Origin of the sequence: Paractinoplanes ovalisporus, from assembly GCF_016834655.1 — a bacterium.
Classification (GTDB): domain Bacteria; phylum Actinomycetota; class Actinomycetes; order Mycobacteriales; family Micromonosporaceae; genus Actinoplanes; species Actinoplanes ovalisporus.
In genome coordinates, this window is record NZ_JAENHP010000010.1 from 190,318 (window position 1) to 215,426 (window position 25,109).

At 69.6% G+C, this 25,109-nt stretch carries 19 protein-coding genes and 1 pseudogene; 11 read left to right on the plus strand and 9 right to left on the minus strand.

Annotated features, from left to right (window positions below; genetic code table 11):
* Nucleotides 1-3: 3 nt before the first annotated feature.
* On the minus strand, nt 4-1,920 hold the full coding sequence (locus JIG36_RS28340; protein WP_203379533.1) for an APC family permease: 1,917 nt from the start codon (nt 1,918-1,920) through the stop codon (nt 4-6).
* Between the two features lie 408 nt (nt 1,921-2,328).
* Between JIG36_RS28340 and kdpF the strand changes: the two genes are divergently transcribed.
* The 6 genes from kdpF (at nt 2,329) to JIG36_RS28370 (ending at nt 11,427) form a co-directional block, all read left to right on the plus strand.
* Entirely contained in the window at nt 2,329-2,418 is a 90-nt protein-coding gene (gene kdpF, locus JIG36_RS54210; RefSeq protein WP_203379455.1) for a K(+)-transporting ATPase subunit F, read from the plus strand.
* Nucleotides 2,418-4,064, plus strand: a complete 1,647-nt coding sequence (gene kdpA, locus JIG36_RS28350; protein ID WP_203379456.1) for a potassium-transporting ATPase subunit KdpA — start codon at nt 2,418-2,420, stop codon at nt 4,062-4,064. The genes kdpF and kdpA overlap by 1 nt, the downstream gene beginning before the upstream one ends.
* Complete coding sequence (kdpB, locus tag JIG36_RS28355) at nt 4,061-6,124, plus strand: potassium-transporting ATPase subunit KdpB (RefSeq protein WP_203379457.1); 2,064 nt, start codon at nt 4,061-4,063, stop codon at nt 6,122-6,124. The genes kdpA and kdpB overlap by 4 nt, the downstream gene beginning before the upstream one ends.
* Nucleotides 6,125-6,126: 2 nt before the next feature.
* Complete coding sequence (locus JIG36_RS28360; protein WP_203379458.1) at nt 6,127-6,990, plus strand: potassium-transporting ATPase subunit C; 864 nt, start codon at nt 6,127-6,129, stop codon at nt 6,988-6,990.
* Between the two features lie 1,291 nt (nt 6,991-8,281).
* The gene (locus JIG36_RS28365) at nt 8,282-10,762 is read left to right on the plus strand and encodes a DUF4118 domain-containing protein (protein WP_203379459.1); all 2,481 of its coding nucleotides are present in this window, start codon (nt 8,282-8,284) and stop codon (nt 10,760-10,762) included.
* Complete coding sequence (locus JIG36_RS28370) at nt 10,759-11,427, plus strand: response regulator (protein ID WP_203379460.1); 669 nt, start codon at nt 10,759-10,761, stop codon at nt 11,425-11,427. The genes JIG36_RS28365 and JIG36_RS28370 overlap by 4 nt, the downstream gene beginning before the upstream one ends.
* 148 nt (nt 11,428-11,575) lie before the next feature.
* On the opposite strand, the pseudogene JIG36_RS54215 reads toward JIG36_RS28370, so the two are convergent.
* The 7 genes and pseudogenes from JIG36_RS54215 to JIG36_RS28405 form a co-directional block, all read right to left on the minus strand.
* Nucleotides 11,576-12,733: pseudogene (locus JIG36_RS54215) on the minus strand (CHAT domain-containing protein); the annotation flags it as partial.
* Nucleotides 12,648-14,447 (minus strand): SPFH domain-containing protein, encoded by a 1,800-nt coding sequence (locus JIG36_RS28380; protein WP_203379462.1) that lies wholly within the window; start codon nt 14,445-14,447, stop codon nt 12,648-12,650. The gene JIG36_RS28380 and the pseudogene JIG36_RS54215, both read right to left, overlap by 86 nt.
* A gap of 88 nt (nt 14,448-14,535) precedes the next feature.
* A complete protein-coding gene (locus JIG36_RS28385) occupies nt 14,536-15,045 on the minus strand; it encodes a trypco2 family protein (RefSeq protein WP_203379463.1) in 510 nt (169 codons plus the stop codon).
* Nucleotides 15,046-15,364: 319 nt separating this feature from the next.
* The gene (locus JIG36_RS28390; RefSeq protein WP_203379464.1) at nt 15,365-15,949 is read right to left on the minus strand and encodes a hypothetical protein; all 585 of its coding nucleotides are present in this window, start codon (nt 15,947-15,949) and stop codon (nt 15,365-15,367) included.
* The gene (locus JIG36_RS28395) at nt 15,949-16,467 is read right to left on the minus strand and encodes a SigE family RNA polymerase sigma factor (protein ID WP_203379465.1); all 519 of its coding nucleotides are present in this window, start codon (nt 16,465-16,467) and stop codon (nt 15,949-15,951) included. The genes JIG36_RS28390 and JIG36_RS28395 overlap by 1 nt, the downstream gene beginning before the upstream one ends.
* A gap of 35 nt (nt 16,468-16,502) precedes the next feature.
* On the minus strand, nt 16,503-16,937 hold the full coding sequence (locus tag JIG36_RS28400) for a hypothetical protein (RefSeq protein ID WP_203379466.1): 435 nt from the start codon (nt 16,935-16,937) through the stop codon (nt 16,503-16,505).
* Nucleotides 16,938-17,024: 87 nt separating this feature from the next.
* Nucleotides 17,025-18,239 (minus strand): FAD-dependent monooxygenase, encoded by a 1,215-nt coding sequence (locus JIG36_RS28405; protein WP_203379467.1) that lies wholly within the window; start codon nt 18,237-18,239, stop codon nt 17,025-17,027.
* Nucleotides 18,240-18,311: 72 nt separating this feature from the next.
* Between JIG36_RS28405 and JIG36_RS28410 the strand changes: the two genes are divergently transcribed.
* From JIG36_RS28410 to JIG36_RS28430, 5 genes are all read left to right on the plus strand, one after another.
* Nucleotides 18,312-18,884 carry a TetR/AcrR family transcriptional regulator C-terminal domain-containing protein gene (locus JIG36_RS28410; protein WP_203379468.1) on the plus strand — a complete coding sequence of 191 codons (573 nt, stop codon included), beginning with the start codon at nt 18,312-18,314 and terminating at the stop codon, nt 18,882-18,884.
* Between the two features lie 160 nt (nt 18,885-19,044).
* Nucleotides 19,045-19,836 carry a polysaccharide deacetylase family protein gene (locus JIG36_RS28415; RefSeq protein WP_203379469.1) on the plus strand — a complete coding sequence of 264 codons (792 nt, stop codon included), beginning with the start codon at nt 19,045-19,047 and terminating at the stop codon, nt 19,834-19,836.
* 1 nt (nt 19,837) lies between these two features.
* Nucleotides 19,838-20,902, plus strand: coding sequence for an LCP family protein (locus JIG36_RS28420; RefSeq protein WP_203379470.1), 1,065 nt, complete (start codon nt 19,838-19,840; stop codon nt 20,900-20,902).
* A gap of 171 nt (nt 20,903-21,073) precedes the next feature.
* Nucleotides 21,074-21,577: a SigE family RNA polymerase sigma factor gene (locus tag JIG36_RS28425; RefSeq protein ID WP_203379471.1), complete on the plus strand. Its 504-nt coding sequence runs from the start codon at nt 21,074-21,076 to the stop codon at nt 21,575-21,577.
* Nucleotides 21,574-22,680 carry a hypothetical protein gene (locus tag JIG36_RS28430; protein ID WP_203379472.1) on the plus strand — a complete coding sequence of 369 codons (1,107 nt, stop codon included), beginning with the start codon at nt 21,574-21,576 and terminating at the stop codon, nt 22,678-22,680. The genes JIG36_RS28425 and JIG36_RS28430 overlap by 4 nt, the downstream gene beginning before the upstream one ends.
* Here the strand turns inward: JIG36_RS28430 and JIG36_RS28435 are convergent.
* Nucleotides 22,670-25,096 carry a putative bifunctional diguanylate cyclase/phosphodiesterase gene (locus JIG36_RS28435; RefSeq protein WP_203379473.1) on the minus strand — a complete coding sequence of 809 codons (2,427 nt, stop codon included), beginning with the start codon at nt 25,094-25,096 and terminating at the stop codon, nt 22,670-22,672. The genes JIG36_RS28430 and JIG36_RS28435 overlap by 11 nt on opposite strands.
* Nucleotides 25,097-25,109 lie beyond the last annotated feature (13 nt).

A 25,109-nucleotide genomic window follows, 5' to 3' on the forward strand; every position in this document is an offset into this window, starting at 1 on the left:
TGGTCAGCTCCCCACGTGGATGCCGGGGCGACGGGCCTGATCGGGCTCGTGCTTGCGGATGATCTCGCGGGTGACCGGGGCCGTGTCGCCGCGGCCGAGCAGGAAATAGCGCACCATGTGGACCAGCGGACTGCCCTCGGCCCAGGCGAAGTAGCAGTGCGGGCGCACCCCGGTGGCGTCCCGCAGCGCGAGCAGGATCGCGGCGATCGCGTTCGGTGCCGCCGGGGCCTCGGTGCGCAGGATGCGGTTGCGGTCGACCTCGATTCCCCGTACGGACAGGGTGTCGCTGAAACCGGAGGGGTCGACCACGTCGATCTCGAGGAAGAGGATGTCGTTGGCGCCCGGAACCGGGTTGTCGCCGCGCTGCTCGCGCTCCTTGAGCCGGTACTCGGCGGCGTCACCGTTCTGGCGGCGGTGCGCGACCAGGTCGAGGGCGCCGTCGAGCTCCAGCGACTCGGTGATGAACCGGCGGGCGGTGTCGTCGAACTCGATGCTGTCCACGCGTAGCTCGGTGGTGCGGCTGACCCGCGAGATCAGCGAGACGACGACGATCCCGGCGATGAACAGCCCCGAGATGGCGATGCCGTCCGGCTTCTCGATGATGTTGGCGACCAGCGCGTACGCGAGAATCAGGGTGAGCACCGCGAAGCCGGCCGTGGCGCCGCGCCTGCGATGGCGGATCGCCCACACGGTGACGGCGAAGGCCCCGGAGACCATCATGGCCAGGATCCCGGTGGCGTAGGCGCCGGCCTGCGCGTTGACGTCGGCGCCGAACGCGATCGTGATGACGACCGTGATCGCGGTGTAGACGAGCACGACCGGGCGCACGGCCCGGCCCCATTCCGGCGCCATGCCATAACCGGGCAGGTACCGCGGCACGATGTTGATGAGACCGGCCATGGCCGAGGCGCCGGCGAACCAGAGGATCAGGATCGTGCTGATGTCGTACGCGGTGCCGACCGCCTCGCCGAGCTGCTCGTGGGCCAGCCAGGCCAGCGCCCGCCCGCTGGCCTCGCCGCCCGGTTCGAACTCCTCAGCCGGGATGAGCACGGTGGTGACGAGGCTGGCCGCGAGCAGGTAGACGCTCATGATGACGGCGGCGGTGGTGAGCAGCCGCCGGCTGTTGCGGACCCGGTTCTCCAGGTTCGAGGCGGCGACCAGCGGCATCATGCTGACCCCGGTCTCGAAGCCGGACAGCCCGAGGACGAGCAGGGGAAACGCTACGAGGGCGGGCTGGAACAGGTTGCCGGTGTCATCGAGGGCCGACGTCCACGCCGACCACACGGCGCCGTCGGTGATGACCTGGACCAGGCCGGCCCCGATGACCAGCGCGTTGAGGCCGAGGAAGAGGGCGACCAACGGGATGGCGACGCTGACCGCCTCGCTGAAGCCGAGCAGAAAGACGAAGCCGAGCAGCAGCAGCAACGCGACGGTCAGCGCCACCTCGTGCCCGTGCAGGAACGACGGGAAGAACGGGTTCTCGACCACGTGGACGCTGGCGTCGGCCGCCGACAGGGTGATCGTGATCAGCCACGACGTGGCGACAAACCCGAGCAGCACCAGCACGAACAGCTTGCCCTGCCAGAACGGCAGCAGCCGCTCCAGCATCGCGACCGACCCGGCGCCGTGCGGGCTCTCCCGGGACACCCGCCGGTACATGGGCAGAACACCGAACAGGGTGAGCGCGACGATCAGCAACGTGGCCAGCGGCGAGACCGCCCCGGCCGCGGCGACGGCGATCGCCGGGACGTAGGCGAGGCTGGAGAAGTAGTCCACTCCCGTCAGGCACATCACCTTCCACCACGAGTGCTGCTCGGTGTGTCCCTCACCCGCCTCGGGCCCGACCGGCTGCACCCGGTGCCGTAGCAGCCATCCGGCCACACCCTTCGACGGCGTGATCTCGTGGGCCGGAGAGGCCATGACTGCCGGTACGGCGTACTCGGCCGGAGCCTCGATCGGAGTGGATTGGTCATTCACCGAACCAGGGTCGCTCGGGCGGTGCGGGCGGGTCGCGGGCCAGGCGTTAATAACGCGTCAAAATTTGCGCCCCGGCCGCTTGCGGTCTGGCCGCTCACCGCCAGCGTCCCGGTGTGGTCCACGTGGCCGCGGTCACGCCCGTCGTCAATAGGGCGTTAACGATCGGCGGGCGGGCGTAGTCATCGCGTGAACGCCGATGACAAGGGGTTTCCGGGGCGCGAATGCTTCCTCTCGAAGCGCCACCCCACCCCCTCGTCCAGGAGTAGGAACCATGGCTGATCTCGTGTTCGTCGTGCTTACGGTGGCGCTGTTCGCAGCGCTGGCCGTGCTGATCCGGGCGGTCGAACGCTGGTGAGCGCCGTCAACGTCGTCGGCCTGATCGTGGCCGTTCTGCTGGCCGCCTTTCTGGTGGCGGCCCTGCTCTTCCCGGAGAAGTTCTGATGGCCGGCTGGCTCTTCGTCATCACCCTCGTGCTCGCGCTGGCCGCGGTCTACCGGCCGTTCGGCGATTACATGTATCGCGTCGTGAGCGGCCCCCGCGACAACGTCGTCGAGCGGGGCGTCTACCGGCTCGTCGGGGTCGACCGGAACGCCGAGCAGACCTGGGGCGTGTACGCCCGCAGCGTGCTCGCGTTCTCCGCCGTGTCGATCCTGTTCCTCTTCGCGTTCGTCCGTCTGCAGGACAAGCTGTGGCTCTCGCTCGGGGTCGACCCGGTGAACAGCCACGTCGCCTGGAACACCGCGGTCAGCTTCGTCACCAACACGAACTGGCAGGCCTACTCGGGCGAGTCGACCATGGGTCACCTTGTCCAGATGGCCGGTCTCGCGGTGCAGAACTTCGTGTCGGCCGCCGTCGGCATCGCGGTCGCGGTCGCCTTCGTCCGCGGGTTCGCGGCCCGCCGGTCGGGAACGCTGGGCAACTTCTGGGTCGACCTGACCCGGATCACCCTGCGCGTCCTGCTGCCGATCTGCGTCGTGGCCACCCTGATCTTCATGATCGCGGGCATGGTGCAGAACCTGTCCGGCGGCACCGACGTGACCACCCTGACCGGCGCCACCCAGCACATCACCGGCGGCCCGGTCGCGTCGCAGGAGGCGATCAAGGAGCTCGGCACCAACGGTGGCGGCTTCTACAACGCCAACTCGGCCCACCCGTTCGAGAACCCCACCGCCTGGACCAACTGGCTGCAGATCTTCCTCATCTTCCTGATCCCGTTCAGCCTGCCCCGGGTGTTCGGCCGCATGGTCGGTCAGAACCGGCAGGGGTACGCCATCGTCGCCGTGATGGCGGTGCTGGCGATCGCCTCGGTCGCGTTGACCGTCGCGTTCGAGGTGCACGGCGCCGGCACGGTTCCGCAGGCGGTCGGGGCGGCCATGGAGGGCAAGGAGACCCGCTTCGGCATCCCCAACTCGGCCGCCTTCGCCGCGGCCACCACCCTGACGTCGACCGGCGCCGTGAACTCGTTCCACGATTCGTACACGGCTCTCGGCGGCATGATGCCGATGGTCAACATGATGCTGGGCGAGGTCGCGCCGGGCGGCGTCGGATCCGGGCTGTACGGCCTGCTCGTCCTCGCCGTCATCACGGTCTTCGTGGCCGGGCTCATGGTCGGTCGTACGCCGGAATATCTCGGCAAGAAGATCGGCGCGCGGGAGATGAAGCTCGCCTCGTCGTACTTCCTGATCACCCCGGCGCTCGTCCTCATCGGAACGGCGGCGGCCTTCGCCACCGGCCACAACAGCACGGCGCTCAACGTCGGGCCGCACGGTCTCTCCGAGGTCCTGTACGCCTTCACGAGCGCATCGAACAACAACGGCTCGGCCTTCGCGGGCATCACCGTGAACACACCGTGGTGGGACACCGCGCTCGGGCTGGCGATGCTGCTCGGCCGGTTCCTGCCGCTCGTACTCGTGCTCGCCCTGGCCGGCTCCCTCGCCCGCCAGAAGGCCACGCCCGAATCCGAGGGCACCCTGCCCACCCACCAGCCCCTGTTCGTCGGGCTCGTCGTCGGCGTCACCGTCGTGCTGGTCGCGCTGACCTTCCTGCCCGCTCTCGCTCTCGGACCCCTCGCGGAGGGCCTGTCATGACGTTGCTTGCCGAAAAACCGGCCGTGGAGTCGCCGAAGCCGGTGCGGGCCGGCCTGATCGAACCCCACCAGCTCTGGCAGTCGTTGCCGGGCGCTTTGCAGAAGCTCGACCCGCGCGTCATGTGGCGCAACCCGGTCATGTTCATCGTCGAGATCGGCGCGGTCTTCACGACCGTCCTGTCGATCACCGACCCGAGCGTGTTCGCCTGGATCATCACCGTCTGGCTCTGGCTCACGGTCGTCTTCGCCAACCTGGCCGAGGCCGTCGCCGAGGGGCGGGGCAAGGCCCAGGCGGCCGCCCTGCGCGCGGCCAAGCAGGACACCGTCGCGGTTCTGAAGGACGGCCGGGAGATTTCCGCGACCCAGCTCAAACAGGGCGATGTGGTCGTGGTGGTGGCCGGCCAGACCATCCCCGGTGACGGCGACGTCATCGAGGGCATCGCCAGCGTCGACGAATCGGCCATCACCGGCGAGTCGGCGCCCGTCATCCGCGAGTCCGGCGGTGACCGCTCGGCCGTCACCGGCGGCACCAAGGTGCTCAGCGACCGGATCGTCGTACGGATCACGCAGAAGCCCGGCGAGAGCTTCGTCGACCGCATGATCGCCCTGGTCGAGGGGGCCAACCGGCAGAAGACGCCGAACGAGATCGCGCTCAACATCCTGCTGGCCGCGCTGACCATCATCTTCCTGCTCTCGGTGGTGACGCTGCAGCCGCTCGCGATCTTCTCGAAGGCGTTCAACGCGGCGGCCCCCGACACCGTGGCCCTCGACGGCAACGGGGTCACCGGGATCGTGCTCGTGTCGCTGATCGTGTGCCTGATCCCGACCACCATCGGGGCGCTCCTTTCGGCGATCGGTATCGCGGGGATGGACCGGCTCGTCCAGCGGAACGTCCTGGCCATGTCGGGGCGCGCGGTCGAGGCCGCCGGTGACGTGAACACGCTGCTTCTCGACAAGACCGGCACGATCACGTTGGGCAACCGGCAGGCGGCCGAGTTCGTCCCCGTCGAGGGCGTCACCGCCGCCACGCTGGCCGAGGCGGCTCACCTGTCCAGCCTGGCCGACGAGACGCCCGAGGGCCGCTCGGTGGTGAAACTGGCCGGTCTTGGTGAGCGTGAGCCCGGGCTCATCCCTCACGCCGTCTTCGTCCCGTTCACCGCGCAGACCCGGATGAGCGGGGTCGACCTGCCCGAACGCCAAATTCGTAAGGGCGCCGCCTCGGCCGTCATGAAGTGGGTCGGCCGGCCGTCCCCGGAGGTCGCCGCGATCGTCGACCGGATCAGCGACGAGGGTGGCACGCCGCTCGTGGTCGCCGAGACCGGTCGCGTCCTCGGCGTCATCCACCTCAAGGACGTCGTCAAACCCGGGATGCGGGCGCGTTTCGACGAGATGCGGCGCATGGGGATCCGTACGGTGATGATCACGGGCGACAATCCCCGTACGGCGAAAGCAATTGCCGACGAGGCGGGAGTCGACGACTTCCTGGCCGAGGCCACGCCCGAGGACAAACTCGCGTACATCCGCAAGGAACAGGACGGCGGCCGGCTGGTCGCGATGACCGGTGACGGCACGAACGACGCGCCCGCACTGGCCCAGGCCGACGTCGGCGTGGCCATGAACACCGGCACGTCGGCCGCCAAAGAGGCCGGCAACATGGTCGACCTCGACTCCGACCCGACCAAGCTCATCGAGATCGTCGAGATCGGCAAGCAGTTGCTGATCACCCGGGGCGCGCTGACCACGTTCTCGATCAGCAACGACATCGCCAAGTACTTCGCGATCATCCCGGCCATGTTCGCGGCGGTCTACCCCGGCCTGGGCACCCTCAACATCATGCGGCTGCACTCGCCCGGCTCGGCGATCCTGTCCGCGGTCATCTTCAACGCGCTCATCATCGTGGCGCTGATCCCGCTCGCCCTGCGCGGTGTGCGCTACCGCCCGTCGAGCGCGTCGGCCCTGCTGCGCCGCAACCTGTGGATCTACGGCCTCGGCGGCGTGGTCCTGCCGTTCCTAGGCATCAAACTCATCGACCTCCTCATCCAGTTCATCCCCGGGATCTGACAATGCGACTCCCCACGTGGCTCACTCAGCACATCGCGGCCCTACGCGCCCTGCTGGTCTTCACCGTTCTTCTCGGACTGGCCTATCCGCTGGCCTTCGTCGCGATCGGCCGCGTTCCCGGCCTGTCCGACAAGGCCGACGGTTCCCTGGTCACCGTAGGCGACACCACGGTCGGCAGCAGTTTGGTCGGCCAGTCCTACACCGACGCGGACGGCAATCCCGACCCGCGCTACTTCCAGAGCCGCCCGTCCGCAGCGGGTGACGGCTACGACCCGACGTCCACATCGGCCAGTAATCTCGGCCCTGAAAGCGTCGTCGACACTCTCTCGGACAACCCGGACGACGCTTCTCAGAGCCTGCTCACTCAGGTATGCGCCCGCAGCCTGGCCGTAGGCAAGCTCGAGGGCGTAAACGGCAGCCGCCCGTATTGCACAGCCGACGGCGTGGGCGCGGTGCTAGCCGTCTTCTACCGGGATGGCCTGACCGGTCCAGTGACCCGCGTCGTGTCGGTCAACCAGACCGACAAGCCTTTCCTGCCGACGTACGGCGGTGTGACCGTAGAGCCGGCCCAGAACGGCAAGGACTACCAGGCCCTGGGCGGCGTGATCACCCCGATCCGCGGCAACGCCCCGTCGTCCCCGGTCGTCCCGGCCGACGCGGTCACGGCTAGCGGAAGTGGCTTGGACCCCGACATCAGCCCCGCATACGCCACCTTGCAGGCGCCTCGGATAGCGCGGGAGCGGGGGCTGACGCTCGACCAGGTGCACAAGCTCATCGCGGACCACACCGACGGGCGGGCGCTCGGCTTCCTCGGCGAGCCGGCCGTGAACGTGCTCGAACTCAACTTGTCCCTGGACGGCAAGTGATGTCCGGCGGCCGTGGTCGGCAGGTGGTGTTTGGCGGCTGTGGTCGGCAGGTGGTGTCCGGCGGCTATGGTCGGCAGGTCGTGTTTGGTGGCAGTGGTCGGCAAGTCATGTCTGGCGGCCCTGGACGGCAAGTGATGTCCTTTCTGCCTGGACGGCATGTCATTTCTGATCGGCCCTGGTCGGCAAGTGATGTCTTCGGCCCTGGACAGCACGTGATGTCCGTTCGGCACAGGACGGCAAGTGGTGCTTGTGGACAGCGGCGCGAAAATGTCGTACCCACCTGCTGGACTCGTCCCCACCCAGTGACCGGGGTGGGGGCGGTCTGCGGGGGTGGCTGCGACAATCGACATATGCGACAAACCGGTAGCACCTTCGGGCGGCGAGCGACGGCTGGACGCGACGGCCTCGACAACGCGTGGCGGGTGCGGGCGACGGCTCGGACGGCATGCGGCGGTGTCGGTGGCGCGGCTGCTCGGACGGCCCGCGGCGGTGTCGGTGGCGCGGCTGCTCGGATGGCCCGCGGCGGCTTCGGTGTTGCGGCGACTCGTGCGGTGTGCGGCCCAGACGGCACGTGGCTGGGCGCGGCGGATTCGGTGATGCGCGATGCGTTCGAGGGCGACGGTCTGGGCGGCGCGCGGCGGCTCGTGCGGTGCGGCCCGGACAGCTTGTGGCGGCTCGGTGCGGCGGATTTGGTGATGCGTAATGGCGTTCGGGGTGCGGCGGTCTGGGCGATGCGCGAGCGACGCTGCGACTGCGCGGTGCGGACTGGTCGGCGTGCGGCAGTTGGAGGCGGTACGCGGGGGAGTGCGGGCCACGGACTCGACGGTCCAGTTCCGGGCGCAGCGTCTGGCCCGGGCAGGCGAGAAGGCTGCGGGGGAAAGGGCTGCGCTCGCGACCGGATGCGCCGGAAGCCCGGCACGCGCGAGAGGGCTGCGCTCCCCGCCGAATGCACTGCAAGCACAGGGCGGGTGAAACGGCCACGCTCCCTGACGAATGCGCCAAAGGCTGGGGACGGCGGCAAAACTGAAAACGGTGCGAGTCGGAGGCTGCTGGGCCCGAGGATGGTGTGGGGTTGAGCGTCACCACTCACTCAGGTCGCCCGGGTGGGGTTCGCGTTCTGGACGCGTCAGCGGCCAGCGAAGCCCGCCCGGGTCCCCGCGGGAGCGACGGTCCGTACCGCCCACCCGGCTGGGACATCCGGCTCTTGATCCTGGTCCTGATGGCTCTTGATTGTGGTTTCGAGGGCTCTTGATTGTGGTTCTAAAATGACGACGCCGTTGAGAGAGCGAACATGGCACGCGGAGAACTGCGGATCTATCTGGGCGCCGCTCCCGGTGTCGGCAAGACCTACACCATGCTCGAGGAAGCGCACCGGCGGGCCGAACGGGGCACCGACGTCGTGGTCGGGCTGGTCGAGACGCATGGGCGCAAGCACACCCAGGCCATGATTGCTGACCTCGAAGTGGTGCCGCGGCGGGTGGTCGGCTATCGGGGGGCCGAGTTCACCGAGATGGATCTCGACGCCTTGTTGGCGCGGCGGCCCGAGCTGGCTGTGGTGGACGAGTTGGCGCACACCAACGTTCCGGGCTCGCGGCACGAGAAGCGGTGGCGGGACGTCAACGATCTGCTGGACGCGGGGATCGACGTTCTGACGACGGTCAACATTCAGCATCTGGAATCGCTCAACGACGTGGTCGCGCAGATCACGGGTGCGCAGCAGCGTGAGACGGTTCCGGATGCGGTGGTGCGGGCGGCGGAGCAGGTCGAACTGGTCGACATGACGCCCGAGGCGCTGCGGCGGCGGATGGCGCACGGCAACATCTACCAGCCCGAGAAGATCGACGCTGCGCTCGGCAATTATTTCCGTACGGGGAACCTGACCGCCCTGCGTGAGCTCGCGTTGCTGTGGCTGGCCGACAAGGTCGAGGAACAGCTCGACAAGTACCGGGCCGAGCATCGGATCAGCGCGACCTGGGAGACCCGCGAACGGATCGTGGTGGCGCTGACCGGTGGTTCCGAGGGGGACACGCTGATCCGCCGGGCCGCGCGGATCGCCGCCCGTGACAAGGGGGCCGACCTGATGGCGGTGCATGTCACGCGGAACGACGGGCTGGCCGGTGCGGACCCGGCCGTGCTGGCCCGGCAGCGGGTTCTCGTGGAGAGCCTGGGCGGCACCTACCACCAGGTCGTCGGGGCGGACGTGGCGCGGGCGCTGATCGACTTCGCGGGCGCGGTCAACGCGACCCAGATCGTGCTCGGCGCGTCCAGCCGGGGCAAGGCGGCCCAGTTGTTCTCGGCCGGGGTCGGTGTCACCACGACCGCCATGTCGGGGTCGATCGACGTGCACCTGGTGACCCACGAACGCGCGGCGCAGGGCCGCCGGAGAACCCGGCTGCCCGCGGCGCTGTCCCGGCAGCGCCGGGTCGCCGGGTTCGTCGTGACCGCCCTCGGGCTGCCCGCCCTGACGGCGGTGCTGAAGGTCGGGCCGTCGCTGTCGCTGACCAACGACATTCTGCTGTTCCTGGCCGCGGTCGTCGGGGTCGCGCTGATCGGTGGGCTGTGGCCGGCGCTGCTGGCCGCGGTGGCCGGGTCGCTGATGCTGAACTGGTTCTTCACGCCGCCGTTCGGCAAGTTCACCATCGCCGAGGGCGACAACCTGCTCGCCTTGGCGATCTTCGTGGTGGTGGCGCTCGCGGTGAGCTGGGTGGTCGACACCGCGGCCCGCAAGACCCGGCAGGCCGCGGCCGCCTCGGCCGACGCCCAGACCCTGGCCACCGTGGCCGGCAGCGTGCTGCGCGGAGAACGGCCGCTCATGGCGCTGCTCGAACGGCTGCGGGAGACGTTCACCCTCGACTCGGTGACCCTGCTCGACCGCGGTGCGGTCGCCGCCCACGTAGGAGAGGTCTGCACGGTTCCGCACGACGCCGACGTCGAGGTCAAGGTCGACGACAACTTGACCATGCTGCTGCGCGGGCACCCGCTGGAGGCGTCGGACCGGCGGATCGTCGAGGCCTTCGCGGCCCAGGCTTCGGTCGCGCTGCGCCAGGAACAGCTCGCGGCCGAGGCCGCCACGGCCAAGCCCCTGGCCGAGGCCGACCGGATGCGGACAGCCCTGCTGGCCGCGGTCAGCCACGACCTGCGGACGCCGCTCGCCTCGGCCAAGGCCGCCGTGGCCGGTCTGCGCAGCGACGAGGTCCACTTCGACGAGGACGACCGCCGGGAACTGCTGGCCACCGCCGACGAATCCCTCGACCGCCTCGTACGTCTGGTCACCAACCTGCTCGACATGAGCCGCCTGCAGGCCGGCGCCCTCGGGGTGAACGCGGTCGACCTGGGAGCCGAGGACGCCGTGCCGCGCGCGCTGGACGAGCTCGGACCAGAGGGGCGCGAGGTGGCGGTGCACATCCCGGACGACCTGCCGCCCGTGCACGCCGACCCCGGCCTGCTCGAACAGATCCTGATCAACCTGGTCGCCAACGCCCTGCGCTACAGCCCGGCCGACCGGCCACCCGCCATCACGGCCAGCACGCTCGGCGCGACCCTGGAGCTGCGGGTCATCGACCACGGTCCGGGCATCCCCGAGGTCCGCTGGGGCGACGTGTTCCTCCCGTTCCAGCGTCTCGGCGACCGTGACAACCACACCGGCGTCGGTCTCGGGCTCGCCCTCTCACGCGGGCTGACCGAGGCGATGGGCGGCACCCTCGTTCCCGAACACACCCCCGGAGGGGGACTCACCATGGTTCTGACCCTGCCCACCGGGCGCGCCGCATGACCCGCATCCTGGTTGTCGACGACGAGCCACAGATCGTCCGGGCGTTGCGCATCAACCTCCGGGCCCGCCGGTACGAGGTCGACACCGCCCCCGACGGCACCACCGCCCTGCACGCCGCGTCCCGTCACCACCCCGACCTGATCGTGCTCGACCTGGGCCTGCCCGACATGGACGGCACCGAGGTCATTCGCGGCGTACGGGGGTGGACCAGCATCCCGATCATCGTGCTGTCCGGCCGCGCCGACAGCCGGGACAAGGTCGACGCCCTGGACGCCGGGGCCGACGACTACATCACGAAACCGTTCGGCGTCGACGAGCTGCTGGCCCGCATCCGCGCCGTGACCCGCCGAGGCCACCAGCCGGGCGACCAGGAGCCCACGGTCACGATCGGCCGGCACACGGTGGACCTGGGCGCCCGCACCATCACAGGCGACGTGCGGCTGAGCCCCACCGAGTGGCGGCTGCTCGACTACATGCTGCGCCACCCCGGCAAACTGCTGAGCCAGAGGGCCATGCTGAACGACGTCTGGGGCCCGCAGTACCTGAACGAGAGCAACTACCTGCGCCAGTACATGGCCCGCCTGCGGCGCAAGCTCGAGCTCGACCCGGCCCGCCCGCAGCACCTGCTCACCGAGCCCGGCATGGGTTACCGCTTCCGCCCCTGACGAGGCCGCCTCAAATGCTCGCTGTGGCGGCTGGGTCCCCGTATGCGGAGTAGGCCAGCCACGTAGGATCTCCCCTCCGCTCGGCTTTGGCGGCCAGGCGACCCTGCAACGTGGCGGCGCCCAACGATGATCCGGCAGTGAAGCCGGAGTAGAAAGCATCTGCGAAGGCCGCCGCGCTTCGACTCTCGACGTCCCACAGTGTTCCGAGGAACGCCCCGGCTCCGGCCGCCATGAACTGCCGTGCCCAGCCCATCATCTCGGTGTATTGAGGTACCTCGCTGGCACTGTGACATGCATTGATGAATACCAGTGGTCGGCGACGCGAGAAGGTTCTCCGGAGCCTTGCCTCACTGAGCATGACGGGGACGAAGCGTCCGTTCCGAAGCTCTATCATCGATCCACCTCCGTCCGGCCGGAAGTTGTTGTGGCAGGCGAAATGCATCAGTCCCGCGTCGCCGCTCCGGAGGAGTTCCAAGAGTGCGCTGAGATCGTCGATCGGCTGGCCGGCGGCGGATGGGCCGACGTGGCGTCCGATGGCGGCAACTTCGTCGAGCGCATTTCCAGGAGATTTCTCCGGCACGATGAAGTGTGGCGGTGAGACGCTGACACGCCGGCTACGCGTCTGGTCGTGAACGCGGCGCATGACGGGGATCTGCTCGACAAGAAATCCGTTGTCGTTGTCGCCGGAAACCGGATACAGCAACTCCCAGGGTATGACGTCGTTGGCGGAAGCGATGGAGAGCGATGCCATTGTTCCGCGAAGCTGCCAGAACTGCTCCTTGATGACGGCGGGAACCATCTCGCTCCACAGGTTCATCCCGACCTGTCGCAGCCATTCTTCAGCAGTTCCGGTGCCGTAGGTGGTCGAGCCGCGAGCCAGGCGGCTGAGAGCGTCACGCGCTATGTTCACCGCGGCGCCGGGCTGGCCGGTGAGCGATTCGACGGGCACGGGGCTGAACGTTGCGTGATCACTCAGGATCTGAAACAGGTAGCGGTCCCCGGCTCCGGCGTAGCTGACCTGCAAGGTCACTTCGCCGGGTACAAACTCGAGCGATTCGATCGTAGCGGTCCGTCGCGGGCCGTCCACCGATCGGGCGTGGTCCCCGACTGAGACCTCGACCTGCAGCCCAGCCAGAAATGTGCCGCCGGCGTACGCGATCACCTCGACTTTGTGCAGTCCCGGCTTTGCCGCACGGAAGGCAAACAGAATGGGCTCTGAATCACCTCGTCCGGGAACCCGGAGAACATGCAACAGGGGGGCCCTCCGCGAGAAGGCCGTGTTCCGGCTGGGCGGTGATGGTGACATCCGCACCGTCAGCCGGAATGGCAAGCGCTTTCAGCGGCGCGTCTTTGGTTCGCGGCGCCGAGGAGTCCGCCATGACGATGCGAACTTGAAGCCCAAGAAGTTCTCCCGGGGCGGCGGCGGCCGGCATCTGGGCAACGAGGAGACGGTCGGGCTCCGGCGTCGGGCCGGTCGGCGTGGGCGTACCCCCGTCGGGTGGCACGATCGCCAGCTTTCCCAGGTCGGCTGCGATGATCAGCTTGCGGTCGATCAGCGCGCTCAGCAGGGCGGCGTGGCGTTCAGCGGTGGCGGATTTGTCTTGGGCGACGGCTCGGATGAAATCCGCGGCGTCCTCCGGATGCGCGCCCAGGTGCACGGCGAGCATGGCCTGGTCGCCGTGTTCGATGGCCTGCTGGAACAGGGCGGTCCGGTCGCGTTCGCGCTGCTGCCGGGCGGCCTCGCGTTCCTGGTTCTCGATCTCGTAGGCCCGGCTGATCCGTTGCCGCTCCACCTCGTACCGGTGGGCGATCCCGGCGATCTCGTCGGCGTTCTTCCGGCGCAACACTTCGATCTCGTGGTTGAACTGGATGATCCGCATCTGCTCCCGGGCCGCCCGGACCTCGGCCAGATGCGCCGCGCCCGGTCCGTCCAGCGACACGTCCGGGGCCACCAGCACGATCCGCAGGCATCCGACCTGCGCCCCGGGACCGGCGAACTCGTCACGCAGGTAATGCTCGAAGTCGACCGTCTGCTCGAGCGAGAACCGCCGGCCCAATTCCTTCAACCGGTCCCGTACGGCCGCCGAGATCGTCGCCGCGCCGTCGTCGAGCCGTCGCCGCACCACCTCGGCCGGGTCGGCGACCTGCCACACGACGGTCACCACGACCTGGAATGCGTACGAGTCGTCCCGGGTCTTGACCGCCGCCTCGATCGTGGTGTGGTGCTCGGCGGTGTCCACCTCGTACTGCGTCGAATGCGGACCGAACAACGACTCACCGGCCGTGCGCTGACCGGGCACCACCTCGGTCCGCCCGGTCGCCGTCTGCACCACGATCGCAACCCCGGTGCGCGCCGACGTCACCCGGCCCAGCCGGAAACGCGGGAGCTTGGTCTCGGAAAGAATCAGTCCACGTGGTCGACCGGCCTTGACGTTGCCGGGCTCGAAGCTCGACGAGGCAATGCCGGCCGGCGGGTCAGCGTGGGGCAGCCCACGCGTCGATGCACGATCGACACCAGGCGTGTCCTCGTCGCGTGCGTTACTGCGCGGCACTATGTAAACCACACCGTCGTTCTGTCGGCGCGGGTCGGAGGCGGCAACAACTGGACCTGTGCCCCAGGCTTCAAGGTGAGGCGCGCCGTCGGCGAGGGTAATGCCTATCCGGTAGACGCTCCGATCTGAACGAGTTGAGTCATTCGGTCGCTGTGGTAGTTCCGCGGAGTCGGGTGAGAACCTGCTGTCGCCCGTCCCTGTGTAGCGAACCTGCAGGACTATCGTGGCCCAACTGCGACCAGTAGCGACGCTTTGGAAATCGACGCGAACTTCCTCCAGATGGCGTCCGGTGATCCAGATGCTCAAGGAGCTTGTCAGATCGTTCTGTACCCGCAGGTAGGCGGCTGGATCAAGCCCGGCGTTCCGGATCGCGTCCGTGAGGAACCGGTCGATCGTTTCAGCTGCCGGCGCGGCGCCTGTCGTACCCACCTGCAAGACGACGCTCGTGCTTTCTTCGGAGTCTGCCACCGAACCAACCCGCCCTAATGCGCGTCATGCACGCTTTCATTCTTGGCTCGCGCTGTCCCTCACGAGGATCTGACCTGCAGCCGCCGCGCTAATCCTTGGATCTGACCAGTGTGAGAACGAGGGTGTTGGTAGCCGTATCTTCCAGGTCGCCTTCGCCGAGCAGGGTGATCGAGCCGGTGTCGGAGACGGCGAAGATCAAAGTGACGACGCTGGATTCCAGTTCGAACGGGTCGTCCCCGCCGGCCCCCGCCGCGATCGCCGCACGGACTGTCTCGATCGCCCCGACCAGGGTCTCCGTCACGCCTCCGCTGCGAACTTCCAGGTCCGAGGGCGGTGGCGGAACGAGCGTCACCTGTACGGTCTGGGTGGACGAGCTGCCACGCCGGTACTTGCCGCCAAGCTTCGAACCGATGACCGGGACCTTCAGCTCGATCCCTGCTCCGCGGCCGTAGTTCGCAACGACCGACAGGGTCAGATCCACCTTGCTGACTCGAAGATCACGGTCAGGATTCATCACGGACACGTTGGCCTCTCGTACCGCGTCCTTGACCGTGTTGATGAGGTCCGCAATGTGAACCGCGTCATCGGTGGCTCTCACCAGGCACTCCTCCTATGAGCGTCGTGTCGGTCGACGACAGGCTCATCGATCGACACGAGGCAGCCGTTGCGGAACCGAGTTGTCGCAGTCGGCCGGTACTCGAAAGTGGCCACTTGACAGCCGGCCCACCGAAGCGACGTCGGCGAACAGGAAACGCACCCACGAGATCGCCGTGCTGAGTATCCACCCCCGTGACCGCGCGTGCATTGGCCGACCAGGTCGTGCACCGGGCTGGTCGGCCGCCACCTCTCCTGATAGAACGCCGGTGTCGCTCGATCGTGTACGAGCTTGTGGATGGAGGGGCGGCCGGCCCCGGCCGCTAGTCCATCTCGCAGAACGGTGGGTTGCCGGTGGTGATGCCGAGGTCCTGGCAGCGGAAACTGCTGCCCTGACTGTGGTAGCGCCAACCCGTGCCGGACCTGTAGTGGAACAGGTAGATGCCGTCGCCCGGGGTTGGGCCCTTGGGGGCGGCCGTTGCCCAGTTGTGCCAGCAGCTCACGCTCGACGGGATGAAATGCCAGTCCTCCGGCAGGTCGGTGAGCTCTTCCAGGGTCTTCGCGGAGGGGCAGTCGGGATATTGGGGCCGGTGGCTGGTCGGCGCGGACGACCGCGGTGGGCTCGATGTCGGGGTCTCGCTGGGCGCCGCCGATGAGGGGCTGGGGCTGGGGGCCGGCGTCTGTGTCGCGGGCGGGATGACCGGCGGCGCGGGACGGTCGGGGGAGCTGTAGGCGATGGCGCCGCCGATGGTGACAACCGCGGCCGCGGTGGCGCCGGCCGTGGCCAGCCGGGTGCGTTGCTGCGTACGGCGTGAGCGGCGCAGGGTCCGCTCGTACATGTCGGCGTGGCCGCCGTGTTCGGCCAGGTCGGTCATGGCCTGGCGCAGCCGCCCGAGGTCGTCGGTCATCAGCCTTCCTCCGTCACGGCGGTGAGCAGGTCGGGCGCCAGGCTGCGGATGCGGGCCAGCGCCTTGCTGGTCTGGCTCTTGATCGTGCCGACCGAGCAGTTGAGCAGTTCCGCGGCCTCGGCCTCGCTGCGGTCCTCGAAGAACCGCAGCACCAGCACGGCCCGCTGCCGCCGGGTGAGGTGGGTCAGCACCTCGTGCAGGGCGAGCTTGAGTTCCGTACGGCGGGTGTGGTCGCTCCCGGGTTGCACCACGTCGGCCAGGTCGCCCGGCATCGACTCGGTGATCCGGCGGCGCCGCCACCAGTTCACATGCAGGTGATACATGGCCGTACGGGTGTAGGCCTCCAGGTGCCCCGGGTCGGCCAGCCGGTGCCGGCCGCGGTGGGTGCGGGCCAGCGCGTCCTGCACCAGATCCTCGGCGAGGTGCCGGTCACCGGTCAGCAGGAACGCCGTCCTCAGCAGCGCCGCCGACCGGGTCCGGACGAAGTCGCCGAAGAGGTCGTCGATGGAGTCCGACATGCTGTGCGGTACCCCGTATTCCGTACGGGCCGAGGTCATGGGTACTGACAGAACGGCGGGGGCTCGTGGATGCCGAGATCCTGGCAGAAGTATCCGCTGCCCTGGCTGTGATAGCGCCACCCGGTGCTCGACCCGTGCCGGAAGAGGTAGATGCCGTCGCCGGTGTCCGGGCCCTCGGGGGCGGCCGTCGCCCAGCCTTTCCAGCACTTCACGCTCGACGGGATGAAATGCCAGCCCTTCGGCAGGTCGACCAGCTTCTCCAGGGCCTTCGCCGACGGGCAGGCGCCGGCCCCGGCCTCGGGCCCCAGCGATGTCGGAAGCGGCGACGCGGGAACGGACGAGACCGGAGCGGAGACCGGGGCGGACGAGACCGGAGCGGACGAAGGCGCGGACGACGCCGGGGAGCCGCAGGCGGTGAGCGCGAACAGGACGGCGAGGACGACCGGCAAGGGCCGGTGAGCTGCGAACATGTCAGATTCCCCCGAATGATGGCAGGAGCACTACATCCGGGTACATGCGATTCCGGTCGCGAGGGTTGCCGCCGACCGGCCACGATTTCAGTCGGGCAGCTGCCAGTCGCCGCCGCGGTCCTCCGTCGCGAAGCGAGCGACCAGCTCGGGGATGTGCAGGCGGCAGGCCACGGCGGTCGCGGTCTGGAAGGCGACGATCGCGCGCCGGGTCATCGGCAGGCCCAGGCGCAGCAGGCGCGGGTTCACCTCGCCCTGGATCCGGTCGACGAAGGGCCGCAGGGTGCTCTCGTAGTTCGTCAGCGCGGCCGGCAGGTCGTCCGGGCGCCGGTTGATCTCGCCGGCCAGGACGTAGGCGCCGGCCAGCCCACCCGAGACACCCATGCCGCTGTAGGGGGAGGCGCAGTGGGCGGCGTCTCCGGCCAGGACCACCCGGCCGCTGCACCAGCGGCCGATGCGGACCTGCGCGACCTCCTGCGAGTAGAAGAAGGGGCTGTCCTTCATGCCGTCGACGAAGCGCCGGGTCTGCCATCCCGCGTCGCGGAACCGGCGGGCCCAGAACTCCTGCTGCTGCTCGACCGGCTGCCGGTGGATCGCCGAGGCTTCCGCGGACTGTTCCCGCAGCACGAAGTACGCTTGGGTCTCGGCCGGGTTGTGGCTGCGGCGCATGATCTGGCGGCCGCCGGTCGCCATGTACGTGTCGCGGATGTTGCTGTCGGAGGCGATACGCGGGACGAACCAGTAGGCCATGTGGATGCCGACCCGCCAGTACGGGTCGGTGCCCGGCGGAAGGATCGCCTGGCGCAGCCGTGAGCCTTGCCCGTCCGCGCCGACCAGAAGGTCGAACTCGCCGGTGGATCCGTCGGAGAAGCGCGCGACGACGCGGTGCTCGTCCTGCTCGAAGCCGTCCACGCTGCGGTCGAACCGGTAGTCGGTGTCGTCCTTGGTCGCGTCGTGCAGGATGCGCACCAGGTCGCCCCGCATGATCTCGTACTCCGAGGTGAGGGTCTGCCGGCCCCGGCCCGAGGTGTTGGCCATGATCGTGGCCTTGGCCCGCCCGCGCGAGTCGACGAAGGCGACGCCCGCCTCGTCCACCAGCCGGTCGCGGACGGCGTCCAGAAGTCCCATCCGGCGGACGGCCTCGATGCCCTGACCGCGGAGGTCGACCTGGGCGCCGGTGGCCCGCAGCGCCGGGAAGCGCTCGGCCACGGTAACCTGGTGGCCGCCGCGCGTGAGCCAGAAGGCCAGAGCCTGACCCGCGATGCCGCCACCGGCGACCAGGACGCGCAGCGAACGAGCCGACATGACCCTCACCCCATTTTTTTATCACTGAATGATTCTCGTACGAGATTATCTATCGGCGATAAACTTGGCAACGTGACCAAGATCCGCCGCGAGACCGTCGTCTTCGAAGCGCTGGCCCTGCTCGACGAGGCCGGGCTGGACGGCGTCAGCACCCGGCAGCTGGCGAAGCGGCTGGGCGTCGAGCAGCCCGCGCTGTACTACTACTTCCGCACCAAGAAAGACCTGCTCGCGGCCTTGGCCGAGGCGGCGATGACGCCGCACACCACCGCGCCCCTGCCCGCGCCCGGCGACGACTGGCGTGCCTGGTTTCTCGACAACACCCGCAGCTTCCGGCGCACCCTGCTGATGCGCCGCGACGGTGCACGGCTGCACGCCGGCAGCACGCCCACCGGCGACCTCGAACGGGTCGGCCGCAAGATGGCGTTCCTGGTCGCCGCCGGGGTGCCCGAACACGACGCGCAGATGGCGATGCTGGCCGCGAGCCGCTTCACCGTCGGCAGCGTGCTGGAGGAGCAGGCCGGCGACGGCGCGGAGCTACCCCCGGGCGTGCCGGAGATCGATCACGAGTCCGCGTTCGAGGCGGGCCTGGCCCTCATCCTCGACGGCCTGACGCGGCGCGCGGCTCCGGGCGCGCGGACGTCGTGAACCCGCCTCCGGGTTACCTCGCTCGGCAAATTGTGAGAAAAACTCCGGCCGACCGGCGCCTCATCAGATCCTGACAACTCGTCACCACACTTTCGGTTCTCCGCGGACGAACTGCCGCTTCCACTGCGGCGGCCGCGCGGAGCCGGAGGTGATGATGTCGATGACGCAACAACCGTGGACCGGCAGCCGGCGGGTGCTTCTCGCCCTGGGCGGGCTGTCCCTGCTCAGCGCCTGCGCCAAGCCACAGACGCCGACACAGACGCCGACGCAGGCGCCGGCAACGACGCCGTCGTCGCCGAGCCCGTCACCGTCGCCCACGCCGTCGCCCACGCCGACGAAGCTGCCTCCCATCGCGGTGCAGAAGGAACCCCGGTACGTCGTGCCGACCGGCCGGGGCCCGAAGGTCGTGGCGCTCACCTTCGACGACGGCCCGCACCCGTCGTACACCCCGCAGGTTCTCAAGCTGCTGCGCAAACACCACATCAAGGCCACGTTCTTCGTGATCGGGCAGCAGGCGGCGGCGCATCCCGACCTGATCCGGTCCATCGTCGACGACGGGCACACGGTCGGCACCCACACCTGGTCACACGCCGATCTGCACCGGCTGGCGGCGGGGCGCGTCCGGACCGAGGTCGGTCGCGCCGTGGACACGGTCGCCGCCACGGTGGGCCGGATACCCCATCTCTTCCGGGCCCCGTACGGAAGCTGGTCGCACACCGTGTTCGAAGTGTGCGCGTCGCTCGGGCAGTCCTCGATCGCCTGGGACGTAGACCCTCGTGACTGGGATAATCCCGGTGCGGGGCGGATCCGCTCGAAGATCCTGGACCAGGTCGGCAACCGGTCGATCGTGCTCACCCACGACGGGGGCGGCGACCGGTCCCAGACCGTACGGGCTCTGCGGGGTGTTCTGCCCGTGCTCCTCGATTCCGGCTACCGATTCGTGGGGGTGTGACGTGCGGCGTCGCTGGTGGTTGGTGCTCTCCATTGTGGTCGCGGTGCTGGTGAGCGGGTCGGTGGCCGCCGTCGCCGGGATGCGGATGCTGTCGCACCGGTATGAGGACGCGGTCGAGCGGGCCGATCTGCTGCCGCCCGCCCCCTCGCGGTCGGCGGGCGCCCCGAGCGAGCCGCCCAAGGTCAAGGGGCCGATGAACCTGCTGCTCATCGGTTCCGACAGCCGCACCGACGACGAGGGGGACGGGCGCAGCGACGTCGTCATCCTCGTGCACATTCCGAAGTCGACCAAGCAGGCGTACGTGATCTCGATCCCGCGCGACACGTACCTCCCGATCGCCACCGCCGACGGCGAGCGCGGGTCCCGCAACAAGGTCAACGCGGCCTACGCGTGGGGTGGCGCGCCCCGGCTCGTGCAGACGATCAACCGGTTCGCCGGGATCACCGTCGACTGGCCGCTGATCGTGGACTTCGCCGGGATCCGCAAGCTGACCGATCTCGTCGGCGGGGTCGACGTCGTCATCGACAAGAAGAGCGTCGACCGCTACCGCTTCCTGCCCGACGACAGCCCGTACCCGTCTGCGCCCTGCACCGACCCCCAGGGCCGCTCGCGGCGCTGCGTCGCTTTCCCGGCCGGCAACGTGCACCTCGACGGCAAGCTGGCCGAGTTCTACGTACGCCAGCGGCGCGGCCTGCCCAACGACGACTACGACCGGGCCAAGCGCCACCAGCAGTATCTGCGGGCGCTGGCCGAGAAGATCGCCGACCAGAACCTGCTCACCGACCCGGGGAAACTCGACAAACTGGTCCGTACGGCGGCGGGGATGCTCACCGTCGACCGGAGCATGCCGGTGCAGCGGCTCGCTTTGACACTGCGGCACCTGCGGGCCAAGGACCTGACGTTCATGACCCTGCCGATCGCCGAGAACCGCAACGTTCCCGGCGTGGGCGCGGTGATGGTCCCCGACGCGGCCCAGTGCCGCGAGCTGTTCGCCGCCCTGCGTGAGGGCCGGCTCGCCGACTACGTGCGCGAGCACCCACCCAACGACGTCAGCCACGGCCGCTGACCCGGCCCGGCCCGGCTGGTTACTCACCCCACCCCGGTCACTGGGTGGGGCGAGTAAACCAGCCGGGTACGACATTTTCCGGTTGTCCTCCACAACTGCGACCGGATGCAGCGGATCCGGTGCTGATCGCGTTCTATGCCTAGGAGCGCCGAACAGGGACCGGGGGGACGGATGAGCTTCGAGGATTTCGCGGCGGCGCGGCTGGCCTCGCTGCTGCGATACGCGATGCTGCTCAGCGGTGACCGCGAGGAGGCCCGCGACATCGTCCAGGAGGTGCTGGCCCGGGCCCTGGTGAAGTGGGGCCGGATCGGCTCGGTGCAGGACCCGTACGGCTATGTCCGGCGGATGGTGACCAACGAGTTCCTGTCGCTGCGCCGGCGCCGGCGGGTGCGGACCGTGCCGCTGCTGGACGAGGTGGTGAACGGGGCGTCGGCGCCGCGCGCGCCCGATCCACCGTCCGAACCCGACGACGAGCTGTGGCGTCTGCTCATGGGGCTGCCGCGTCAGCAGCGGGCGGTGATCGTGCTGCGCTACTACGAGAGCCTGAGCGACCTGGAGATCTCGGAGGTCCTGGGCTGCCGCACCGGAACCGTGCGCAGCAACGCCAGCCGGGCGCTGGCGACGCTCCGGATCGAACTCGACGAGCCCACGACCAACGAAAGGATCCTCTCGTGACGAGCCTCGACGAGCTCACGCGCACCCTCGAGCGCGGCGCCGACCGCGCCCCCGACGCCATCGGCCTGGTCGAGCAGGCTCGGGCCGGCGCCGAACGGCTGCGCCGCCGCAACCGGCTCCGCGCGGTGGGGGCGGTCGTCGTGGCGGTGGCCGTCGCGGTGACCGTTCCGGTGGTGGTCCGGTCGTACGCCGCCGATCCGCCGCGGCCCAACCCGGCCGGTCCCATGACCTACTACCGGGAGCCGTACGAACTCTCTCTGGAACTGGCGCCCAGCCGCGTGTACTTCACCATGACCCACGGCACCGAGGGGAAGACGCAGTTCCTCATCGCCCGGCCGATCGCCAACTCCCAGAAGGCTTCCGGCGGCACGATCGCGGCCTACGACCCCGGCACGTTCGACCCGACCCGGTTGCGTCAGGGCGAACGGGTCACCGTGCAGGGCCGGGAAGCCTTCTACGTGAAGCAGCTGGATCCGCCCGCCCCGTCCAGCTCGGGCCCGATGGGAGCGCCCTACCGGGTCGGGGCGGCGGTGGGCTGGCAGGATCCGTCCGGTGTCTGGGTGACCGTGTCCGAGAGCGCAGACCGGGCCGAGATGCTCCGGCTGGCCGACGCGGTCCGGCTGACGACGCCCCGCGCCGCGCGGGCGCCGGTGCGGTTCGGCTGGGTGCCGCGCGGCCTGCCGGTCTCCTTCACCGAGAGCCGGGACATCGCCGAGTACGGCGTGTCGGCGAGCATCGGGTTCGGCGGTCCCTCCGAGCCGGCCGGGCAGGTCTCCCCGTCGTTCTTCATGCCGTACGACACGCCGTTGACCGTGATGGCGCTGCCGATGAAGGGCATCATGACCGCCTGGGGGGAGAACTACAGCGACGGCCGGACGCGCACCATCGGCGGCCACCCGACCTGGTACCTCGACGGCGAGAAGGACAACCTCACCGACGGCGGCAAGGGCAGTCAGTTCATGATCCAGGCCGGCGACTGCGGCATCACCGTCGTGGTCCGGGACAAGACCTTCATCCCGTACGAGGATCTCGTGCGCATGGCCGGGAACATGTCCTTCGGCGGGTGCGACGACACCTCGGACTGGCTTCCGATCACCGGCTGACGGCAGCGCGGACGCTGTGCTCGGCCAGCCAGCGCAGGAAGTCGTCCGGCGCGAGCGGGCGTGACACGTGGTAGCCCTGGATGGAGTCGCATCCGAGGTCGCGCAGGGCGTCGAACTCCTCCTGGGTCTCGGCGCCCTCGGCCACCACGTGCAGGCCGAGCGCGTGGCCGAGCTGCTGGGCGGCCACGGTGACGGTCCGCCGGCCGCGGTCGTGGGTGATGTCCTGGACGAAGCTCTTGTCGATCTTCAACTCCTGGACGGGCAGGTCGGTCAGGCGGCTCAGCGAGGAGTGCCCGGTGCCGAAGTCGTCGATCGACAGCCGTACGCCCAGGTGCCGCAGCGCATGCAGCACCCGGACCCCGTTGACCGGATCGGCGATCAGCCCGCCCTCGGTGATCTCCAGCGTCAGGAACCCGGCCGGTACGTCGTTCCGCCGCAACGCCTGCGCCACCACATCCCGTACGGGGGTCGGGCCGGTCAGCATCTGTGGCGACAGGTTCACCGCGACCGGCACCTCGTGCCCGGCCCGCCGCCACGCCGCGCACGCGCTCAGGGCCGTGTCGAGGATGTGCTCGGTCAGCGGCGTGATCAGTCCGGACCGCTCGGCCAGCGGGATGAACTCGTCCGGCCGCACCGGTCCGTCGGCCCGCGTCCACCGGGCCAGCGCCTCGGCCCCGGTCACCCGCCCGGTCACCGGGTCGACCTTGGGCTGGTAGGCCACCCGCACCTCGCCGTTCTCGACCGCGCTGCGCAGATCGGTGAGCAGGGCCAGCCGTCGCGGCGTGTCCTGGTCGTCGGCCGGCTGATACACGTGGACGCCCGTACGCGCCTGCTTGGCCACGTACATGGCGACATCGGCCCGCTGCAGCAGCCGGTCGGGGTCGGTGCCGTGCCGCGGTGACAGACAGACGCCGATGCTGGCCTGGGTGGTCAGGGCGAGGCCGGCCACCTCGGTCAGCCCGGTCAGCGTGTCGTGCAGCTCGGCCGCGATCGCCAGCACGTCGTCCTCGCCGTCGGCGCCGGTGATCAGCAGGCCGAATTCGTCGCCGCCGAGCCGGGCCACGATCGCCCGGTCGCCGAAACGCCGCTGGACGCGGTGCCCGACCTCGCGCAGCACGTCGTCGCCGATGCTGTGCCCCAGCGCGTCGTTGATGTCCTTGAACCGGTCGAGGTCGAACAGCAGGACACCGACCTGACCGTGGCCCACGGCCCGCCGCAGCTCGGCCAGCAGCTGGCGCCGGTTGGGCAGCCCGGTCAGCGCGTCGTGCCGGGAGCTGTGGCTGAGCTCCTGCACCAGGCGGGCGTTGGTCAGGGCGACGCCGGCGTGCGCGGCCAGCGCCTCCAGCAGCCGCAGGTGGCCGGGCTCGAAGGCGTCGAGGTCGGCCATGCTTCCGGTGACGGCCAGAACGGCGGTGGTGTCGCCCAGGGCCACCGGCACCGCCATCGCGTCCGCCGGGCGGATGATCGACTCTCCCCGGGCGGCCGGCTGCCACCAGGCGGTGCCGCCCGGCGGGTCGGTCGCCACCTGGAACGTGTCCTGGCCGGTGAGCGTCATCCGGGCGGTGCCGTGCTCCTCGGGCAGGATCAGCTCGGCCGTCTCGGCCCGCACCAGGTCGCGCACCTGGGTCAGCACCTCCCGGGCGACCGCGGTGGCGTCGTGCGAGCCGCTCACGGCCCGGGTGAAGCGGTACAGCGCCTCGACCTGGGCGTGCCCCTGGGTCTGCTGGGCGTACCGCTGGAAGACCCGGAAGATGGCGAAGCTGAGCACGCCGAGCAGGGCCGCGCCGGCGAGCTGGTCGCGGACCACGATGGCGGTGATCAGGCCCAGCGTGGTGGTGACCACGACCAGCGGCATCTGCAGGACGTCGCGCAGGTCGGCGCTGAGCAGCCGCCGCCACTCCTCGGTGTCGTCGTTGAGGGCGATCACGGCGCTGATCAGCACGACCGAGATGAGGTCGGCCACGAAGGCGGCCACGAAGCAGGCGAGCCATCCGCGCGGGCCGAGCGGGTCGGCCGAGCGGACGATCAGGTGGAAGACGACACCGGCGGCTGCGGCCTGGGCGCCGTACAGGGCAGTGTTGAAGGCCAGTTTGCTGCCCCGCTGCCGGCCGAAGACCGCCATGCCGGCCACGCCGCCGGCCAGACGCACGAACACCAGCATGGCCGGGGACAGCAGGACCAGGCCGAGCACCAGCGGGATCTCGCTGAGGGTGATCGTGTGCGACCCGCGCCGCACCGGGAACGTCACGCTGAACCGCTCGGCCAGCGCGAACAGCACCGCCACGGCCGCCAGTCGACCCAGGCTTCCGCCGTACGGGATCGGGTGGCGGAGCAACCAGAACGCGACCACGGCCGACGTGGCGAGAAGCAGCGCCGACGTCAGCAGGCCGGTCCGGACGGCGGGGGACCCCTCCATCAGCGGCTCTCCT

Coding starts and splice junctions, on each gene's coding strand:
- kdpB (WP_203379457.1), top strand. CDS start 4,061: ATGACGTTGCTTGCCGAAAAACCGGCCGTGGAGTCGCCGAAGCCGGTG.
- JIG36_RS28370 (WP_203379460.1), top strand. CDS start 10,759: ATGACCCGCATCCTGGTTGTCGACGACGAGCCACAGATCGTCCGGGCG.
- JIG36_RS28415 (WP_203379469.1), top strand. CDS start 19,045: ATGACGCAACAACCGTGGACCGGCAGCCGGCGGGTGCTTCTCGCCCTG.
- JIG36_RS28360 (WP_203379458.1), top strand. CDS start 6,127: ATGCGACTCCCCACGTGGCTCACTCAGCACATCGCGGCCCTACGCGCC.
- JIG36_RS28395 (WP_203379465.1), bottom strand. CDS start 16,467: ATGTCGGACTCCATCGACGACCTCTTCGGCGACTTCGTCCGGACCCGG.
- JIG36_RS28340 (WP_203379533.1), bottom strand. CDS start 1,920: ATGGCCTCTCCGGCCCACGAGATCACGCCGTCGAAGGGTGTGGCCGGA.
- JIG36_RS28390 (WP_203379464.1), bottom strand. CDS start 15,949: ATGACCGACGACCTCGGGCGGCTGCGCCAGGCCATGACCGACCTGGCC.
- JIG36_RS28365 (WP_203379459.1), top strand. CDS start 8,282: ATGGCACGCGGAGAACTGCGGATCTATCTGGGCGCCGCTCCCGGTGTC.
- kdpA (WP_203379456.1), top strand. CDS start 2,418: ATGGCCGGCTGGCTCTTCGTCATCACCCTCGTGCTCGCGCTGGCCGCG.
- JIG36_RS28425 (WP_203379471.1), top strand. CDS start 21,074: ATGAGCTTCGAGGATTTCGCGGCGGCGCGGCTGGCCTCGCTGCTGCGA.
- JIG36_RS28400 (WP_203379466.1), bottom strand. CDS start 16,937: ATGTTCGCAGCTCACCGGCCCTTGCCGGTCGTCCTCGCCGTCCTGTTC.
- JIG36_RS28405 (WP_203379467.1), bottom strand. CDS start 18,239: ATGTCGGCTCGTTCGCTGCGCGTCCTGGTCGCCGGTGGCGGCATCGCG.
- JIG36_RS28435 (WP_203379473.1), bottom strand. CDS start 25,096: ATGGAGGGGTCCCCCGCCGTCCGGACCGGCCTGCTGACGTCGGCGCTG.